At 75.1% G+C, this 15,896-nt stretch carries 20 protein-coding genes; 12 read left to right on the forward strand and 8 right to left on the reverse strand.

Annotated elements, in window-relative coordinates; translation table 11 throughout:
- Nucleotides 1–166 precede the first annotated feature (166 nt).
- From ACIWVC_RS04550 to ACIWVC_RS04560, 3 genes are all read left to right on the forward strand, one after another.
- Entirely contained in the window at nucleotides 167–511 is a 345-nt protein-coding gene (locus ACIWVC_RS04550; protein WP_396449535.1) for a TraR/DksA family transcriptional regulator, read from the forward strand.
- Nucleotides 508–1,335 carry a rod shape-determining protein gene (locus ACIWVC_RS04555; protein ID WP_396449536.1) on the forward strand — a complete coding sequence of 276 codons (828 nt, stop codon included), beginning with the start codon at nucleotides 508–510 and terminating at the stop codon, nucleotides 1,333–1,335. The genes ACIWVC_RS04550 and ACIWVC_RS04555 overlap by 4 nt, the downstream gene beginning before the upstream one ends.
- A 96-nt stretch (nucleotides 1,336–1,431) precedes the next feature.
- Nucleotides 1,432–2,064: an SAM-dependent methyltransferase gene (locus ACIWVC_RS04560; RefSeq protein ID WP_396449537.1), complete on the forward strand. Its 633-nt coding sequence runs from the start codon at nucleotides 1,432–1,434 to the stop codon at nucleotides 2,062–2,064.
- 4 nt (nucleotides 2,065–2,068) lie between these two features.
- On the opposite strand, the gene ACIWVC_RS04565 is transcribed toward ACIWVC_RS04560, so the two are convergent.
- Complete coding sequence (locus ACIWVC_RS04565) at nucleotides 2,069–2,290, reverse strand: EF-hand domain-containing protein (RefSeq protein WP_396453837.1); 222 nt, start codon at nucleotides 2,288–2,290, stop codon at nucleotides 2,069–2,071.
- A 102-nt stretch (nucleotides 2,291–2,392) separates the two neighbouring features.
- On the opposite strand from ACIWVC_RS04565, the gene ACIWVC_RS04570 reads away from it, so the two are divergent.
- Nucleotides 2,393–3,202 carry a glycerophosphodiester phosphodiesterase gene (locus ACIWVC_RS04570; RefSeq protein WP_396453838.1) on the forward strand — a complete coding sequence of 270 codons (810 nt, stop codon included), beginning with the start codon at nucleotides 2,393–2,395 and terminating at the stop codon, nucleotides 3,200–3,202.
- Between the two features lie 21 nt (nucleotides 3,203–3,223).
- Here the strand turns inward: ACIWVC_RS04570 and ACIWVC_RS04575 are convergent, their stop codons facing one another.
- Complete coding sequence (locus ACIWVC_RS04575) at nucleotides 3,224–3,496, reverse strand: type II toxin-antitoxin system Phd/YefM family antitoxin (protein WP_396449540.1); 273 nt, start codon at nucleotides 3,494–3,496, stop codon at nucleotides 3,224–3,226.
- 176 nt (nucleotides 3,497–3,672) lie between these two features.
- Here ACIWVC_RS04575 and ACIWVC_RS04580 point away from each other — a divergent pair, with 176 nt between their 5' ends.
- From ACIWVC_RS04580 to ACIWVC_RS04590, 3 genes are all read left to right on the forward strand, one after another.
- The gene (locus ACIWVC_RS04580) at nucleotides 3,673–4,266 is read left to right on the forward strand and encodes a ClpP family protease (RefSeq protein ID WP_396449558.1); all 594 of its coding nucleotides are present in this window, start codon (nucleotides 3,673–3,675) and stop codon (nucleotides 4,264–4,266) included.
- Nucleotides 4,263–4,868, forward strand: a complete 606-nt coding sequence (locus ACIWVC_RS04585; protein WP_396449541.1) for an ATP-dependent Clp protease proteolytic subunit — start codon at nucleotides 4,263–4,265, stop codon at nucleotides 4,866–4,868. Before ACIWVC_RS04580 ends, ACIWVC_RS04585 begins: the two co-directional genes overlap by 4 nt.
- Before the next feature lie 107 nt (nucleotides 4,869–4,975).
- A complete protein-coding gene (locus tag ACIWVC_RS04590) occupies nucleotides 4,976–5,374 on the forward strand; it encodes a helix-turn-helix domain-containing protein (RefSeq protein ID WP_396449542.1) in 399 nt (132 codons plus the stop codon).
- A gap of 14 nt (nucleotides 5,375–5,388) precedes the next feature.
- On the opposite strand, the gene ACIWVC_RS04595 is transcribed toward ACIWVC_RS04590, so the two are convergent.
- Both ACIWVC_RS04595 and ACIWVC_RS04600 read right to left on the reverse strand, forming a co-directional pair.
- Nucleotides 5,389–5,994, reverse strand: coding sequence for a ClpP family protease (locus ACIWVC_RS04595; RefSeq protein WP_396449559.1), 606 nt, complete (start codon nucleotides 5,992–5,994; stop codon nucleotides 5,389–5,391).
- Nucleotides 5,995–5,996: 2 nt separating this feature from the next.
- Complete coding sequence (locus ACIWVC_RS04600) at nucleotides 5,997–6,620, reverse strand: ClpP family protease (RefSeq protein ID WP_396449543.1); 624 nt, start codon at nucleotides 6,618–6,620, stop codon at nucleotides 5,997–5,999.
- A 635-nt stretch (nucleotides 6,621–7,255) separates the two neighbouring features.
- Here ACIWVC_RS04600 and ACIWVC_RS04605 point away from each other — a divergent pair.
- Together ACIWVC_RS04605 and ACIWVC_RS04610 are read left to right on the forward strand one after the other, a co-directional pair.
- Nucleotides 7,256–8,824, forward strand: a complete 1,569-nt coding sequence (locus ACIWVC_RS04605; protein ID WP_396453839.1) for a TROVE domain-containing protein — start codon at nucleotides 7,256–7,258, stop codon at nucleotides 8,822–8,824.
- Between the two features lie 223 nt (nucleotides 8,825–9,047).
- Nucleotides 9,048–9,392, forward strand: a complete 345-nt coding sequence (locus tag ACIWVC_RS04610) for an RNA polymerase-binding protein RbpA (protein ID WP_067802035.1) — start codon at nucleotides 9,048–9,050, stop codon at nucleotides 9,390–9,392.
- A gap of 74 nt (nucleotides 9,393–9,466) precedes the next feature.
- On the opposite strand, the gene ACIWVC_RS04615 is transcribed toward ACIWVC_RS04610, so the two are convergent.
- Nucleotides 9,467–10,129, reverse strand: a complete 663-nt coding sequence (locus ACIWVC_RS04615; RefSeq protein ID WP_396449545.1) for a response regulator — start codon at nucleotides 10,127–10,129, stop codon at nucleotides 9,467–9,469.
- Nucleotides 10,126–11,130: a sensor histidine kinase gene (locus ACIWVC_RS04620; protein ID WP_396453840.1), complete on the reverse strand. Its 1,005-nt coding sequence runs from the start codon at nucleotides 11,128–11,130 to the stop codon at nucleotides 10,126–10,128. Before ACIWVC_RS04620 ends, ACIWVC_RS04615 begins: the two co-directional genes overlap by 4 nt.
- A 136-nt stretch (nucleotides 11,131–11,266) precedes the next feature.
- On the opposite strand from ACIWVC_RS04620, the gene ACIWVC_RS04625 reads away from it, so the two are divergent.
- From ACIWVC_RS04625 to ACIWVC_RS04635, 3 genes are read left to right on the forward strand one after another with little or no spacing between them, the layout of a single operon-like run.
- Nucleotides 11,267–12,196 (forward strand): ABC transporter ATP-binding protein, encoded by a 930-nt coding sequence (locus ACIWVC_RS04625; RefSeq protein ID WP_396449548.1) that lies wholly within the window; start codon nucleotides 11,267–11,269, stop codon nucleotides 12,194–12,196.
- Entirely contained in the window at nucleotides 12,193–13,632 is a 1,440-nt protein-coding gene (locus ACIWVC_RS04630; RefSeq protein ID WP_396449549.1) for an ABC transporter permease subunit, read from the forward strand. Before ACIWVC_RS04625 ends, ACIWVC_RS04630 begins: the two co-directional genes overlap by 4 nt.
- A gap of 50 nt (nucleotides 13,633–13,682) precedes the next feature.
- Nucleotides 13,683–14,468 carry an ABC transporter permease gene (locus ACIWVC_RS04635; protein WP_396449550.1) on the forward strand — a complete coding sequence of 262 codons (786 nt, stop codon included), beginning with the start codon at nucleotides 13,683–13,685 and terminating at the stop codon, nucleotides 14,466–14,468.
- Between the two features lie 27 nt (nucleotides 14,469–14,495).
- Here the strand turns inward: ACIWVC_RS04635 and ACIWVC_RS04640 are convergent, their stop codons facing one another.
- Together ACIWVC_RS04640 and ACIWVC_RS04645 are read right to left on the reverse strand one after the other, a co-directional pair.
- On the reverse strand, nucleotides 14,496–15,026 hold the full coding sequence (locus ACIWVC_RS04640) for an FxsA family protein (protein WP_396449551.1): 531 nt from the start codon (nucleotides 15,024–15,026) through the stop codon (nucleotides 14,496–14,498).
- Nucleotides 15,027–15,147: 121 nt separating this feature from the next.
- Entirely contained in the window at nucleotides 15,148–15,894 is a 747-nt protein-coding gene (locus ACIWVC_RS04645) for a polyprenol monophosphomannose synthase (protein WP_396453841.1), read from the reverse strand.
- Nucleotides 15,895–15,896 lie beyond the last annotated feature (2 nt).

Consider the following 15,896-nt stretch of genomic DNA (forward strand, 5'->3'; position numbering starts at 1 on the left):
CTCCCGGAGCGCACCTCCCGGAGCGCCCGCCCGTCGAGCGCACCGCCCGTCTGCACCCTCGAACTTCCCAGAATGGGTGTCAGCCCCCATAGCAGGACACGCCCCCTTGCCGCATGGTGGAGGTTCGCCACGTATTTTCCCCGGCGACCGAAGGGAGCCCATTGCGATGACGGTCAACAGCGCGGTCAACGGCGCGGTCGGCGACGCCCTCGGCGGCGACCCGCCCGGCGGCGCGAAGGCCCGGCAGGCCCGCGAGCTGCTCCAGCGGGAACGCCAGACCCACATCGCAGAGCTGGAGCTCCTCGCCGGCCAGAGCGCCCCCGACGAGGCCGTCATGGCCCGCCGCGCCACCCTGGAGAGCAACCTGGAGGAGATCGACGCCGCCCTCGTCCGCCTCGACGAGGGCACCTACGGCCTGTGCGAGGACTGCCGCAAGCCCGTCCCCGAAGGCCGCCTGGAGATCATCCCGTACGCCCGGCGCTGCGTGAAATGCCAGCAGCGGCGACGGTGACGACCGCCTCCGCGGCGCGACGGGACGGCACGCCCGGCGGCACCCGCGGCGGCCCGCGCGCCGCGCTCGACCTCGGCAGCAGCCGCGTCCGCGCGAGCGTGCCCGCCCTGGACGTGATCATCGACCGCCCGTCCACGATCGGCGGTCCCGCCCCGGCCACCGGGCGCCGCCGCGCCCGCGGGGCCGCACGCCCCATCGAGCACGGCATGGTCGCCGACGCCGGCGCCTGCACCCGCCTCGCCCGCCTGACGCTGCTGGAGGCCGACCCCGGCCTCCGGCTCCGGCAGGTCCTGCTCGCCGTGCCCGCCGCCGCGAGCGGCGCCCAGCTCGGCCGCGCGGCCAACGCCGTCCGCGCGGCCGCCGGGTGCCCGGTCCGCACCATGGAGGCGCCGCTCGCCGCCGCCATCGGCGCCGGCGTCGACATCGACGACCCGCGGCCCCGGCTCATCCTCGACATCGGCGCCGGCATCGCCGAGACGGCCGTCGTCATGCGGGGCCGCGTGCACTCCGCGCGGTCCGTGCGGTACGTCCAGGACCGGCAGGTCGGGCACAACGCGCCGCGGCTGCCCGAGCACGTCCGGGAGCGGCTCGCCGCCGGCGTCCACCACCTGCTCGCCGACCTGCCCGCGCCGCTGCGCCGCACCGCCCGCGAGGGCGGCCTCCTGCTCACCGGCGGCGGCGCCCGGCTGCCGTCCCTGCCGGGCCGCCTCACCGCCGAGATGAACCTCGCCGTCACCATCGCCCCGGACCCCGCCCGCGCCACCATCCGCGGCCTCGCGCACGCCTGCCGGTCCCCCGGCGCCTGGCGCCTCACCAGCGCCTGACCGGACGCGCCCCCCGCCGCCGCGCGAGGGGGGCCTGTTTTGCCAGGACGGCAACGCGATTGGCGGTTCCGGAAACCGGCGGCCCATCATCGGGGCATGGACGACACCATGAGCAACGAAGAGTTCTGGGAAGCCCGCTACGCCGAGCACGACCACGTCTGGAGCGGCAAGCCCAACGCCATCCTCGTCAAGGAGATCGCCGGGCTGGAACCGGGCACCGCCCTGGACCTCGGCTGCGGCGAGGGCGCCGACGCCATCTGGCTCGCGGAGCGGGGCTGGCGCGTCACCGCCGCCGACATCTCCCGCAACGCCCTCCAGCGGGCCGCGCGCCACGCCGAGGAGGCGGGCGTCGCCGACCGCGTCGACTGGCAGCGGCACGACCTCGCCGCGTCCTTCCCCGAAGGGGCCTACGACCTGGTCACCGCGATGTTCCTGCACACCCCCGCCGAGGGCATGCCCCGCGAGGCCGTCCTCCGCTCGGCCGCCGCGGCGGTCGCGCCCGGCGGCGTCCTGTTCGTCGCCGGGCACGCCGGCCCGCCGCCCTGGGACCCCGGCGCCCACCCCCACGTCCACCTGCCCACCGCGGAAGAGGTCCTGAAGTCCCTCGACCTCGCGGACGGCGAATGGGAGGTCCTGCACATCGGCGAGCACGAACGCGTCCAGACCGCGCCCGACGGGCGGTCGATGACCCGCACCGACAACGCCCTCAAGATCCGCCGCCCCGCCTGACCGGTCAGCCGCGGGACGCCCGCTCCATCAGCGAGGTGAACTCCTCCAGCGAGATCTTCCCGTCCCGGTTGGCGTCGGCGGCCACGACCACCTCGACCGCCCGCATGTCGGTGATGTCCTGGCCGAGCCGGCTCATCAGGTTCTTCAGCTCGGCCGTCGAGATGTAGCCGTCGCCGTCGACGTCCACGAGCTCGAACGTCGCCCGGTAGTCGTTCACGTCCGCCATCGGTGCTCCCTCGTTGATCGATCGAGGGGCGACGGTAGCACCGCCACGCTCCTTTACATAGTAAGGTCAGGCTTGATCGCGGGGTCCGCCATAATCGGAGGGGTGCGCCACTCGCATGAGTTCCTCGACCATCCCGGGCCGATCCCCTTCGCCCACCGCGGCGGAGCGGGCCGCCCGGAGAACTCGATGGCCGCCTTCCAGCACGCCACCGACCTCGGCTACCGCTACCTGGAGACCGACGCCCACGCCACCGCCGACGGCGTCGTGGTCGCCTTCCACGACCGCACGCTCGACCGGGTCACCGACCGCACCGGCGCGATCTCCCGGCTCCCCTACGCCGAGGTCGCCAAGGCCCGCATCGCCGGGACCGAGCCCATCCCCCGCCTGGAGGAGGTCCTCGGCTCCTTCCCGGACGCCCGCGTCAACATCGACCTCAAGGACGCCCACGTCATCGGGCCGCTCGCCGCGACGCTGCACCGCACCAGGGCCTGGAACCGGGTGTGCATCACGTCCTTCTCCACCCGCCGGCTGGCCCAGATGCGCGCCCGCCTCCCGCTGTTCACCGACCACGACGTGTGCACGGCCCTCGGCCCCCGCGGCCTGATGGCGCTGCGCGCCCGCTCCTACGGCGGACCCGCCGCCAAGCTGGTCCGCCTGGCCGCCACCGGCGTCGCCTGCGCCCAGGTCCCCTACGGCCTCGGCCCCGTCCCGTTCGTCACCGAGGCGTTCATCGACCACGCCCACCGGCTCGGCCTGCAGGTCCACGCCTGGACGGTCAACGACCCCGCCGCCATGAAGCGCCTGCTCGACCTAGGCATCGACGGCATCATGACCGACGAGCTGCTGACCCTGCGCCGGATCATGACCTCCCGCGGCCTCTGGCGCGCCCCGAGCCCCTCCCCCGCCTCCTGAGGCCCGCGAGAGGCGCACCGGTCAGCGGTTGAAGCCGGGCGGGCGGTAGCGGGCCGCGATGCGCATCGGCGGTGACGGCTGCGGCCGCTCGGCGGGCTGGGACGGCTGCCCCGGCGGGACCGTCCCGCCGACCTGGAGGTCGAGGCGCTGCGCGCGGATCGCCTCCAGCAGTTCCAGATCCTCCGGGGAGACGAGGGCGGCCATCACCTTGCCGCGCCGCGTGAGCTTGACGGGCTCGCCGGTGTAGGCCACCCGGTTCACCAGATCCGCGAACTGGGCACGTGCTTCGGTCACCGGAACATCCACGTGATTCATCGTATAGCGAAACGCACAATCCACTCCTGGCCACTCGTCTCATCCCACACTAGCCTCCATGATGTACCTAGCGTACGTACTGTACAGATGATCGAGGAGGGCACGTGAGCGGTTTGCCCAGGCAGTGGGACGGCGAGCGGCGGGCGGAGACGTTCGTGGGGAGGTCGCGGGCCAAGGTGACGGAGCTGCCGCAGCTCGCGGACGCGCAGCTGTACGAGCGGCTCCTCGCGCAGCGGATCGTGTTCCTCGGCAGCGAGATCGACGACCGGCTCGCCAACCGGGTGAACGCGCAGCTCCTGCTGCTCGCGGCGCAGGACCCCGAGCGCGACATCACGATCTACATCAACTCCCCCGGCGGCGTCGTCGACGCGGGGATGGCGATCTACGACATGATGCAGTTCGTCCCGAACGACATATCCACCGTCGCGATGGGCATGGCGGCGTCCATGGGGCAGACGCTGCTGTGCGCGGGGACGCGGGGCAAGCGGTACGCGCTGCGGCACGCGCGGGTCATGATGCACCAGCCGCACGGCGGCATCGGCGGCACCGCCTCCGACATCAAGATCCAGGCCGAGCAGTCGCTCTACCTCAAGCGGACCCTGGCGGAGCGGACCGCGTTCCACACGGGGCAGCCGCTGGAGCGGATCGAGGCCGACGGCGACCGGGACGCCTGGTTCACCGCCGAGGAGGCCCGCGACTACGGCTTCGTCGACCACGTCATCGACAGCACCGACCGGGTGGGCACATGACACGAGCGGAACGGCGCTACCTCGTCCCCGAGTACGAGGAGCAGACCAGCTACGGCCGCAAGGACACCAACCCCTACAACAGGCTCTTCGAGGACCGCATCGTCTTCCTCGGGGCGCCGGCGGACGACACCAGCGCCAACGACGTCACCGCGCAGATGCTGGCGCTGGAGGGCATGGACCCCGACCGGCCCATCTCGCTCTACATCAACTCGCCGGGCGGGTCGCTGACGGCGATGATGGCGATCTGCGACACGATGCGCTACGTCCGGCCCGAGGTCGAGACCACATGCGTCGGGCAGGCCGGATCGGCGGCCGCGGTGCTGCTGGCGGCGGGCTCGCCGGGACGGCGGCAGGCGCTGCGCGGCGCGCGGATCCTGCTGCACGAGCCGGAGATCGAGGTGTCCCGCGGCTACGCCACCGACCTGGACATCCAGGCGCGGGAGGTGCTGCGGCTGCGGGAGCAGACCGAGGCGATCCTGGCCGAGGCCACCGGGCGCGCCCCCGAGACGGTGCGGCGCGACCTGGACCGCGACCGGTACTTCACCGCCGAGGAGGCCAAGGACTACGGGCTCGTCGACGCGGTCCTCACCAGCCGCGCCTGACTGTGCGCCGAGGGCGAAAAGCACTGGCCCGCGCGGGGCGCGGCGGATAGGCATGAAGGTGTTCGCCGGGCGGGAGGGCCGCCCGCCTGCTGTGAGACGAGGACCCGATGACGAACATCGCCGCCGATGGACCGGGCCGGCGCCCGCGCGCGCTGCTGCGGTCGCTGCTGGGCGCCGCGCTGCGCCGGATCCGGCGGACGCAGGGCCGCACCCTGGCGGACGTGGCGGTCGCCGCGCGGATCTCCATGCCGTACCTGTCGGAGATCGAGCGGGGCCGCAAGGAGGCGTCGTCGGAGGTGCTGGCCGCGGTGTGCGACGCCCTCGACGTCGAGCTGGCCGAGCTGCTGGCGGCGGTCGTGCACGACCTGACCCGCGTCGACGCCGCCCGCGTCGAGGGCGGGGTCGTGCGGGCGATGCCGGTGCGGCGGGCCGCGGCGCCGCCCGTGGCGCCCCCCGCCTCGGGTGCGGGCGGCGCCACGGTGTCGGTGCTCGCCCTGGCCGCCTGACCGGGGCGGCCCGGCTACGCGGCGGCGATGACCTGGTCGGCGATCCCGTAGGCGACGGCCTCCTCGGCGCCGAAGGTGCGGCGCCGGTCGATGTCGGCGTGGATCTTGGCGACGGGGTGGCCGGTGTGCCGGCTGAGGATCCGGTCGGTCTGCGCCCGCACCCGCGCGACCTCGTCGGCCTGGACGGCCAGGTCCGGCAGGGTGCCGCGGCCGGCCTCGAACGACCCCTCCTCGGTCGAGGGCTGGTGCAGCACCACCGTGGAGTGCGGCAGCACCGACCGCTTCCCGGCCGTCCCGGCCGCCAGCAGCACCGCCGCGGCCGAGGACGCCTGCCCCACGCACAGGGTCGCGATGTCGGGCCGGATGTACTGCATGGTGTCGTAGATGGCGGTCAGCGCGCTGAACGAGCCGCCCCGCGAGTTGATGTACAGCTCGATCGGCAGGTCGGCGTTCTCGGACTGCAGGTGCAGCATCTGGGCGATGACGACGTTGGCGACGCCGTCGTCGATCTCGGTGCCGAGGAAGATGATGCGGCCCGACAGCAGCCGCGAGTAGACGTCGAAGGCGCGGTCGCCGCGCGGGGACCGCTCCACGACGGTCGGGATCGTGTACTGCCCCATGGTCACAGCCCCGCCTTCCGCGCGGCCGGGCGCACGTCGTCGAGCTGCTCGACGATGTGGTCGATCATCCCGTAGTCGAGGGCCTCCCGCGCGCTGAACCAGCGGTCGCGCAGGCCGTCGCGGGCGATGGTGTCGGCGGTCTGCCCGGTGTGCTCGGCGGTCAGCGACGTCATGATGCCGCTGACGCGGCGCAGCTGCCCGGCGTAGATCTCGACGTCGGCGGCGGTCCCGGCGAGGCCGGCCGACCCCTGGTGCATCAGGATCTGCGCGTGCGGCAGCGCGTACCGCTTGCCGGGCGTCCCGGCGCACAGCAGGAACTGGCCCATGGACGCGGCCAGGCCCATCGCCAGCGTCGAGACGTCGTTGGGGATGAGGCGCATCGTGTCGTAGATCGCCAGGCCGGCCAGGACGGACCCGCCGGGCGAGTTGATGTACAGGCTGATGTCGCGGCGCGGGTCCTCGGCCGACAGCAGCAGGAGCTGCCCGCACAGCCGGTTGGCGATGCGGTCGTCGACCTCGTCGCCGAGGACGAGGATGCGCTCCTGCAGCAGCCGGGCGGTCAGCTGGTCGTCGAGCGTGCCCAGTGACGCGGACGCGGCGGCCGGCGCGGCCGTGAGCGTGTTCACCGTGGTGTCCCTCCCTGCGGATCGCGGGGCCGGTCCGTCCGGCCGCCGGTTCCCACGGTGGCCCCGCGCCGCGCCCGGGCGGCGGGAAATCTGCCGTCAGCGACTTAGCGGACGGCAGAGCGCGCCGAAACCTCACGATCGCTACGCCATGCGCGAATGGCGTTAATTCAGTTGAGTTCGACCGCCCCGGACTGATCTCCTTATGGCATCGCCCTTCCGGTGCGAAGGCCGCGGGTTACTTCTCTGCAAAAGAAATCCACCCGAGGCCGCCTCCGATCTCGGAAGGGCTCGACAACCGAATACGCACCTCCCGGTGCGCAGGTGAACGGATACTTCACGGGTTCGATTCCCATCGCCGGCGGCCAGACCTCCGCTCGCGACGCCCATATCGGGGGCGACCCCGTGCACCGACTCAGATCTCGGGAGGGAGCACATACTTCGCGGGTGCCCGGTGCGCAGGCCACGGATACTTCTTGGATCCGGCGGGCGTGGGTTCGAATCCCACCACCGCCTTCGGGGCGGTGTAGCTCAGCCCGGGAGAGCACCGGACTCGTCATTCCGTAGCCGACTCCTGATCTCGGGCATCTCCGCGGAACGCAGGGCTCCCTCTCCCTTTGCGGAAGGGAGCCTTTCTCATGGCGAAGTTCAACCGCGGCAGCGTCCGCCCGGCCGTGTCCAGCCCGGTCCGCGGCGAAGCGGCGCCGTCCGGCCGCACCCACGAGGGCGCGCCCGGCCACGCCCGCGACGCCAAGAGCGAGCTGTTCCTGCTCGCGGTCGCGAACATGGTCGGCGAGGACGGCTTCTACGAGAGGGCCGGCGACCGCGACGCACGGTTCCGCGACCTGGTCCGCACGGTCGCCGTCGCCGACGGCGAGTGGACGGCCGGGTTCCTGCCGTGGCTGCGCACCGAGGCCGGCATGCGCTCCGCCTCGCTCGTCGCCGCGCTGGACGCCGTGAGGGCCCGCCTCGACGCCGGGCTGAACGGCGGCAACCGCGGGCTCGTCGCAAGCGTCCTGCAGCGCGCCGACGAGCCCGGCGAGGCCCTGGCCTACTGGACGTCCGCCTACGGCCGCACCGTGCCCAAGCCCGTCAAGCGCGGCATCGCCGACGCCGTCCGGCGGCTCTACACCGAGCGGTCCCTGCTGAAGTACGACACCGGCTCCAAGGGCTTCCGCTTCGGCGACGTGATCGACCTGGTCCACCCGAGCCCGGACCCTGCCAAGCCGTGGCAGGGTGACCTGTTCGCCCACGCACTCGACCGGCGCCACAACCGCGGCACCGCACCCGACCCGGACAGGCTCGGCACCCTCGCATACAACGGGACGTTCCTTGAGGCCGCGGCCGAGCGGCCCGAGCTGCTGCTCGACGCCGATGCGCTCCGCCGTGCGGGACTCACGTGGGAGAACGCGCTTTCGCTGGCGGGGGCGAAGGTCGACAAGGCGCGCCTGTGGGAGGCGCTGATCCCGTCCATGGGGATCTTCGCCCTGGTGCGGAACCTGCGGAACTTCGACCAGGCCGGTGTGTCCGACGATGTCGCGCAGCAGGTGGCGGCCGAGCTCGCCGACCCCGAGGTGATCGCCGGGAGCCGCATGCTCCCGTTCCGGTTCCTCGCCGCGCACCGGGCCGCGCCGTCGCTGCGGTGGGCGTGGCCGCTGGAGCGGGCGCTGAACCACTCGCTGGCCGGCGTCCCGGCCCTGGCCGGCCGGACGCTGATCCTGGTCGACCGGTCCGGCTCGATGTTCGGGCCCGTCTCGCGGAAGTCGGGGCTCAACCGCGCCGACGCCGCCGCGGTCTTCGGCGCCGCGCTGGCCGTCCGCGCGGCGCACGCCGACCTGGTCGAGTTCGGCACCGGCCACCGGCCCGTCCGCTTCGGCCAGGGCGAGTCGCTGCTGAAGGTCCTGGAGCGGTTCCACTCCATGGGCGGCACCCAGACCGCCGAGGCGGTCCGGGCGCACTTCCGCGGCCACGACCGCGTCGTGATCGTCACCGACGAGCAGGCGTGGGGCGGCCCCCGCGGCGCCGACCCGACCGCGCAGGTCCCGGCGCACGTGCCCGTCTACACCTGGAACCTGGCCGGCTACCGGTACGGGCACGGCCCGTCCGGCACCGGGAACCGGCACGTCTTCGGCGGCCTGTCCGACGCGGCGTTCCGCGCCGTCCCGCTGCTGGAGGCCGGGCGCGACGCGGCCTGGCCGTGGCTGTAGCCGGCCTGGCCGTGGCTGTAGCGGGGCCCGCCGGCAGGTCGCGGCCCGCCGGCGGGCCCGCCGCACCGGCCCGGCGGATCCGCCGGACGCGCCGGAGTTTCCGCGCCGGCGGCCCGGTGCGGCCGCAAACAGCAGGGTTGGATCACCCCGGGCGCGGGAATCTTGTCACGGTGTTCAGCGTTGGTCAGGGCAAGACCGCAAGCCGTCTGGGAGGCACGTGACGATGGCCGAGCGCGCACTTCGCGGCACCCGACTCGGAGCGACGAGCTACGAGAACGATCGCAACACCGATCTGGCCCCTCGGCAAGAGGTGGACTACACCTGCACCAAGGGCCACCGGTTCACCGTGACGCTCGCAGCCGAGGCCGAGGTGCCGATGACCTGGGAATGCCGCAACTGCGGCGCAACGGCCCTGCGGGTCGACGGGGAGCTGCCCCAAGCCAAGAAGGGAAAGCCGCCGCGGACCCACTGGGACATGCTCATGGAGCGCAGGACCGTCGAGGACTTGGAGGAGGTCCTCGCCGAGCGCCTGGAGATCCTGCGGGCGGGGCGCAGGAAGTCCGCGTGAGCGACTGAGAGTTTTTCGGGTGACGGGCCCGCACCGGACGACGGTGCGGGCCCGGCCTGTGTCCGGGCCCGCCGTCAGCCTCCGGAGCGGGGCCGGACGAGACCGCTCTCGTAGGCGGTGACCACGGCCTGCACGCGGTCGCGGAGCCCGAGCTTGCGCAGGATCCGGCTGACGTGGGTCTTGACCGTCTCCTCCCCCACGACGAGCCGCGCGGCGATCTCGGCGTTGGACAGGCCCCCGGCGAGCAGGCGCAGCACCTCCGTCTCGCGCGGCGTCAGGGCGTCCAGCACGTCCGGTTCCGGCGGGCGGGGCCGCAGCCGGGCGAACTCGCCGATGAGGCGGCGGGTCACGGCCGGGGCGAGCAGCGCCTCGCCCGCGGCGACGACCCGGACGGCGTCGAACAGCCGCTCGGCCGTGACGTCCTTGAGCAGGAACCCGCTGGCGCCCGCGACGAGGGCGTCGTAGACGTGCTCGTCGAGGTCGAAGGTGGTCAGCATCAGCACGCGCGGCGCGTCCGGCCCGGCGGTGACGCGGCGGGTGGCCTCGATGCCGTCCAGGACGGGCATCCGCACGTCCATCAGCACCACGTCGGGCCGGTGCTCGCGGCACACCTCGACGGTCTCGGCGCCGTCGGACGCGGTCGCCACGACGGCCAGGTCCGGCTGGGTGCCGAGCAGCGCGCCGAACCCGGCGCGGACGACCTCCTGGTCGTCGGCGACCACCACGCGCACGGTCACGGCGCCTCCAGCGGCAGCGTCGCCTCGACGACGAAACCCCCGGCCGGGCCGGGCCCGGTGCGCAGGCCTCCGCCCGCGGCGGCGGCGCGTTCGCGCATCCCGAGCAGCCCGTGCCCGGCCGGGTCGTGCCCGCCGGGTCCGTGCCCGCCGGGTCCGGGGCCGTTGTCGCGGACGGTGAGGCGCAGCGCGTCCGGCGCGTAGTCGATCTCCACGTCGACCGCGGCGCCGGGCGCGTGCCTGCGCACGTTGGTGAGGGCCTCCTGCGCGATCCGGTAGGCGGCCAGCTCCAGGCCCGGGTCCAGGGCGGCGACGTCCCCGCGGACGATCAGCCGGGCCGCGCCGGCGCCGGACGCGCGGGCCTCGTCGACCAGGTCGAGGAGCTGCTGCAGGCCGGGCTGCGGGCGGCGGGTCGGCTCGGCGCCGGCGTCCTCGCGCAGGACGCCGAGGAGGCGGCGCATCTCGGTGAGCGCGGTGCGGGCGGTGTCGCCGATGGCCAGCAGCCGCTCGGCGCCCTCGGCGGGCATGCCGGGGACGGCGAGCCGCGCGGTCTCGGCCTGCACGGAGATCATCGAGATGTGGTGGGCGACGACGTCGTGCAGCTCGCGGGCGATGCGGGCCCGCTCGCCCCGCGCGGTGTGCTCCAGCAGCGTGCTCTGGAACGCGCGGCGGGAGGCGTCCAGCGCGGCGGCCCGCGCCCGGCGCCGCGCCACGCGCCGCCGCACCAGCTCGGTCCAGACCGCCGCGAGCGCGACGAGCGCCGCGACGGCGGCCCCGCCGTGCAGGACGCACGCCGCGGCGGCCGCGACCGTGATCGCGGCCGCGGCCGCGGTGATCCGGTCGCGGGCCAGGGCGAGCGGCAGCGTCGCGCACACGTCCACCACGATCGCCAGGGACGGCACCGCCCCCGAGCCGTGCGTGCGCAGGACCGCCTCGGCGGCGCCGGCGGCGGCGAGGCCGGCGCCCGCCGCCGGCCACAGCGCCCGCCCGTCGATCTCCCCCACGGACGCCATTGTGGCGCGGCCGGCGGCCCGGCGGCGTCCCTCCCGCGGGGGATGCCCCGTCCCCCGCCCACCGCCCGCGAAGACGCCTCCGCGGCGGGACGACCCGGCGCCGCCGCCGCCCGTAGGGTCCCGGGGCATGGAGGCAACCATCGAAGTGCGGGGGCTGCGCAAGCGGTTCGGCGCGGCCGTCGCCGTGGACGGCCTGTCGTTCACCGCCGGGCCCGGGCAGGTCACCGGGTTCGTCGGCCCGAACGGCGCCGGCAAGTCCACCACCATGCGGATGATCATGGGCCTGGACCGGCCCGACACCGGGACGGCGCTGGTCGGCGGGAGGCCCTACCGGTCGCTGCGCACGCCGCTGTGCCGGCTCGGCGCGATGCTGGACGCCTCGGCGGTGCATCCGGCGCGGCGCGCCCGCGACCACCTGCGCTGGCTCGCCCACGCCAACGGGCTGCCGGCCCGGCGGGTCGACGAGGTGATCGAGCTGACCGGGCTGGCGGGCGCGGCGCGGCGCCGGGCGGGCGGGTTCTCCCTCGGCATGCGGCAGCGGCTCGGGATCGCCGCGGCGCTGCTCGGCGACCCGCCGGTGCTGATGTTCGACGAGCCGGTCAACGGCCTGGACCCCGAGGGCATCACCTGGATCCGCGGGCTGCTGCGGTCGCTGGCCGCCGAGGGGCGGGCGGTGCTGGTGTCCAGCCACCTGATGAGCGAGCTGGAGGGCGGCGCCGACCACCTGGTGGTGATCGGGCGGGGCCGGCTGATCGCCGACACCAGCGTCGCGGACCTGCTGGCGGCCGCGTCCGGCGGGCGGGTCGAGCTGCGCACCGCCGAGCGGCAGGAGGCCATGACCGTGCTGGCCCGCGCGGGCGCCACCGTCACCGCGTCCGGGCCGGACGCGGTGACGGTCGCCGGCCTGCCGTCCGAGCGGATCATCGCGCTGCTCACCGGCGCCGGGGTCGCGTTCAGCGGGATCGCCGAGCACCGGGCGTCGCTGGAGGAGGCGTACATGGAGCTGACCCGGGACGCGGTGGAGTTCCAGGCCCTGACCCGGCAGGAGGCCCCGTGACCGCCGGGAAGGTCTACCGGAGCACCGTCCAGGCGCAGGCCCGGGACGGGTTCGGGCGGCTGCTGCTGGCCGAGTGGACCAAGCTGCGCACCGTCCCCCGCTGGACGCTGACCCTGCTGGCGGCAGTGCTGCTGACGGTGCTGGTGGCGCTGCTGTCGGCGGCGGGGACCCAGGCCACCGGCTCGGGGGACGCGCCGTCCGACCCCGCCCGCCTCCACAAGATCGACCTGGGCCACTTCACCTACCTGACCCTCGCGGGGGACGGCTCGGTCGTCGCCCGCGTCGCGTCCCGGGACGGCGGCGGCCAGTGGGCGAAGGCCGGGCTGATGATCCGGGGCAGCGCCGAGCGCGGCACCCCGTACGCGGCGCTGATGGTGACGCCGGGGCACGGCGTCCGGCTGCAGACCGGCTACGAGCGCGGCGGCGCCGGCGGCGGGACCGCGGACCTGCCGCGCTGGCTGAAGCTGACCCGCTCCGGCGCCGCCGTGACCGGCTACGACTCCCCCGACGGCCGGACCTGGCACCGCGTGGGGTCGGTCCGCCTGGACGGGCTGCCCGAGCGGGCGCTCGCGGGCATGTTCGTGGCCGCCCCCGACGAGATGGCGGTGGAGCGGCGGTTCGGCGGGGAGACCGTGTCCGGGCGTCCTTCCGCCACCCGCGCGACGTTCGACCACGTGGCGGTGTCGCCGGCGCCGCCGGGCGCGGCGTGGCGGGACCGGGGCGCGCCGGGCGGCCCGGCGGCCGCCGCGGACGCCGACGGCCGCACGCTGTCGGGCGGGACGTTCACGCTGAAGGGCGCCGGCGACATCGGCCCCGACGAGTTCGCCGACGACATCACCAAGACCACCCTCACCGGCGTGCTGATCGGGCAGGCGGCGGTCATCGCGCTGGCGGTGCTGTTCGCGACTAGCGAGTACCGGCGCGGCATGCTGCGCACCACGTTCGCGGCGTCCCCGCGCCGGGGCCGGGTCCTGGCCGCCAAGGCGGTGGTCGTCGGCGCGGCGTCGCTGGCGGCCGGGCTGGCGGCGGCGTTCGGGGCGGTGCTGCCCGCCGGGCCGGTGCTGCGCTCGCACGGCATGTCGCCGCCGCCGGTGTCGGACGGCGCGGTGCTGCGGGCCGTCCTCGGCACGGCGGCGCTGCTCGCCGTGGTCGCGGTGTTCTCGCTGGCGGTCGCGGTGATCGTGCGGCGCAGCGCGCCCGCGATCACGATCGTGCTGCTGCTCCTGCTCGTCCCGCAGATCGTGGCGACGGGGCTGCCGCTGTCGGCGGCGCGGTGGCTGGAGCGCCTCACCCCGGCGGCCGGGTTCGCGGTCCAGCAGACGGTGCCGCGGTTCGACCAGGCGATCGGCCCGTGGGCCGGGTTCGGGGTGCTGTGCGCCTACACGGCGGCCGCGCTCGCGGCCGCGGCGTGGCTGCTCCGAAGGAGAGACGCGTGAGCGGAGCGGGCCGGGGGGCGCCTGGGGCCGTCTCCCCGCCGCGGACATGCGTGAGGGCGGTGCACGCGGAGTGGACGAAGCTGCGGACGCTGCCCAGCACCTGGTGGGTGCTGCTGGCCCTGGCGGGGCTGACCGCCGCGGTGGGCGCGGCCGTGACCGGCTCCGTCGACACCTCGCACTGCACGAGCCCGGCCGGCTGCATGGAGGACACCCCGAGGCTGGCGCTGTCGGGTGTGCGGATCGGGCAGGTCGCGGCGGTGGTGCTCGGCGTCCTGGCCGTCGGCGGCGAGTACGCCACCGGGACGATCGCGGCGACGCTGGCGGCCGTGCCGCGCCGGGCGGCGGTGCTGGCCGCCAAGGCCGCCGTGGTCGCGGGCGCCGCCGCCGCGGCCGGGACGCTGGGGGTGCTGGCGTCGCTGGCGGCCGGGCGGGGCCTGCTGCCGGGCAACGGGTTCACCGCGGCGAACGGCTACCCGCCGCTGTCCCCGCTGGACGGCCCGACGGCGCGCGCCGCCGCCGGCACCGTCCTGTACCTGGTGCTGGTGGCGCTGCTGTCGCTCGGCGCGGGGGCGGCGCTGCGGGAGCCGGCGGCGGCGATCACCGCGGTGCTGGCGCTGCTGTGGGCCGTCCCGGCCGTCACCCGGCTGGCCGGGGACGGGGCGTGGCAGGAGCGGCTGGAGAAGGCGTCGCCGATGCCCGCGGGCCTGGCCGTGCAGGCGACGCGGAACCTGGACCTGCTGCCCATCGGGCCGTGGCAGGGCCTCGCCGTGCTCGCCGGCTACGCGGCGGCGGCGCTGCTGGCGGGCGGGGCCGTGTTCGCCGTGCGGGACGCCTGAGCGCGCCGCCCGGGGGCCGCCGCGGGGTCAGGCGCGGGAGGCGGTGTCGTCGTCCTCGTGGACGACCTCGCCGCGGACCACCGGTCCCGGCGGGGTCTCCACCCCCTCGGGGCCGGGCCTGCGGCCGAGCGGGCCGAACCCGGCGCCGCCGGCGCCGGGCGGGAACACGGTCGCGGCCCGCTCCTCGGCGGCCCGCATCCGCCGCGCGGCGAACGACGACAGGGACCGCCGGACGAGCGGCCGGGTGAACGGCAGCACGAACAGCAGCCCGAACACGTCGGTGACGAAGCCGGGGAACAGCAGCAGCAGCCCGCCGGCCATGGTGAGCGCGGCGTCGCCGAGCTCGCGGTCGCGCAGGACGCCGGTGCGGACCGTGTCGTGGAGCGCGCCGTAGGCGCGGCGGCCCTCCCGCCGGACGAGCCAGGCGCCGAGCACGGTCTCGGCGACCAGCAGCCCCACCGTGGGCCAGGCGCCGATCGCGGCGCCGACCTGGATGATCACGAAGATCTCCAGCGCGGGCAGCAGCAGGATTCCCAGGACGATCAGCAGCGGCAGCATGGCCCCATTTCCGGGTCGGAAAAGCCTCTCCCCTGTCAACGCCGGGACGCCGCCGATCGTTTCCCGCGGGGCGTCCCGGTCGCGGCGGGTCTCAACGCGGCGGGTCTCAACGCGGCGGGTCTCAGCGCGGCGGGCGGAGCCTGCCGACGCGGTCGCTCATGCCCCACTGGGTGATGCGCAGCGCCGCCTCGGCCATCACGTCCCGGCTCATCTTGCTGGTGCCGTGCTCGCGCTCGACGAACGTGATCGGCACCTCCACCACGCGCAGGCCCTGCCGCAGCGCGCGCAGCGCCAGGTCGATCTGGAAGCAGTAGCCGCGCGAGTCGACCTCCTCCAGCCCGATCTTCGCCAGGGTCGCGGCGCGGAACGCGCGGTAGCCGGCGGTGGCGTCGTGCAGCGGGATGCCGAGCATCAGCCGGGCGTAGGTGTTGGCGCCGCGCGACAGCGCCTCGCGCCGCTTCGGCCAGTTCCGCACCTTCCCGCCGGGCACCCAGCGGGCGCCGATGACCAGGTCGGCGTCCTCCAGCGCGGACAGCAGCCGGGGCAGCTCCTCGGGCTGGTGGGAGCCGTCGGCGTCCATCTCGACCATGACGTCGTAGCCGTGCTCGGCGGCCCATCGGAACCCGGCGATGTAGGCGGGGCCGAGCCCGTCCTTGCCCTGCCGGTGCAGGACCTTGATCTGCTCGTCCTTCTCGGCCAGCGCGTCGGCGACCTCGCCGGTGCCGTCGGGGCTGGCGTCGTCGACCACCAGGACGTCCACCGACGGGACGGCCTCGCGCACCCGCCCGGCGATGCGCTCGATGTTGTCCCGCTCGTTGTAGGTCGGGATGATCACGAGCACCCGGCCGAGGTCGGCTGGGATCTCCATCG

The organism is Actinomadura sp. (assembly GCF_044508335.1).
Lineage (GTDB): Bacteria > Actinomycetota > Actinomycetes > Streptosporangiales > Streptosporangiaceae > Spirillospora.

Coding starts and splice junctions, on each gene's coding strand:
- ACIWVC_RS04550 (WP_396449535.1), top strand. CDS start 167: ATGACGGTCAACAGCGCGGTCAACGGCGCGGTCGGCGACGCCCTCGGC.
- ACIWVC_RS04560 (WP_396449537.1), top strand. CDS start 1,432: ATGGACGACACCATGAGCAACGAAGAGTTCTGGGAAGCCCGCTACGCC.
- ACIWVC_RS04565 (WP_396453837.1), bottom strand. CDS start 2,290: ATGGCGGACGTGAACGACTACCGGGCGACGTTCGAGCTCGTGGACGTC.
- ACIWVC_RS04585 (WP_396449541.1), top strand. CDS start 4,263: ATGACACGAGCGGAACGGCGCTACCTCGTCCCCGAGTACGAGGAGCAG.
- ACIWVC_RS04590 (WP_396449542.1), top strand. CDS start 4,976: ATGACGAACATCGCCGCCGATGGACCGGGCCGGCGCCCGCGCGCGCTG.
- ACIWVC_RS04595 (WP_396449559.1), bottom strand. CDS start 5,994: ATGGGGCAGTACACGATCCCGACCGTCGTGGAGCGGTCCCCGCGCGGC.
- ACIWVC_RS04605 (WP_396453839.1), top strand. CDS start 7,256: ATGGCGAAGTTCAACCGCGGCAGCGTCCGCCCGGCCGTGTCCAGCCCG.
- ACIWVC_RS04610 (WP_067802035.1), top strand. CDS start 9,048: ATGGCCGAGCGCGCACTTCGCGGCACCCGACTCGGAGCGACGAGCTAC.
- ACIWVC_RS04625 (WP_396449548.1), top strand. CDS start 11,267: ATGGAGGCAACCATCGAAGTGCGGGGGCTGCGCAAGCGGTTCGGCGCG.
- ACIWVC_RS04640 (WP_396449551.1), bottom strand. CDS start 15,026: ATGCTGCCGCTGCTGATCGTCCTGGGAATCCTGCTGCTGCCCGCGCTG.
- ACIWVC_RS04645 (WP_396453841.1), bottom strand. CDS start 15,894: ATGGAGATCCCAGCCGACCTCGGCCGGGTGCTCGTGATCATCCCGACC.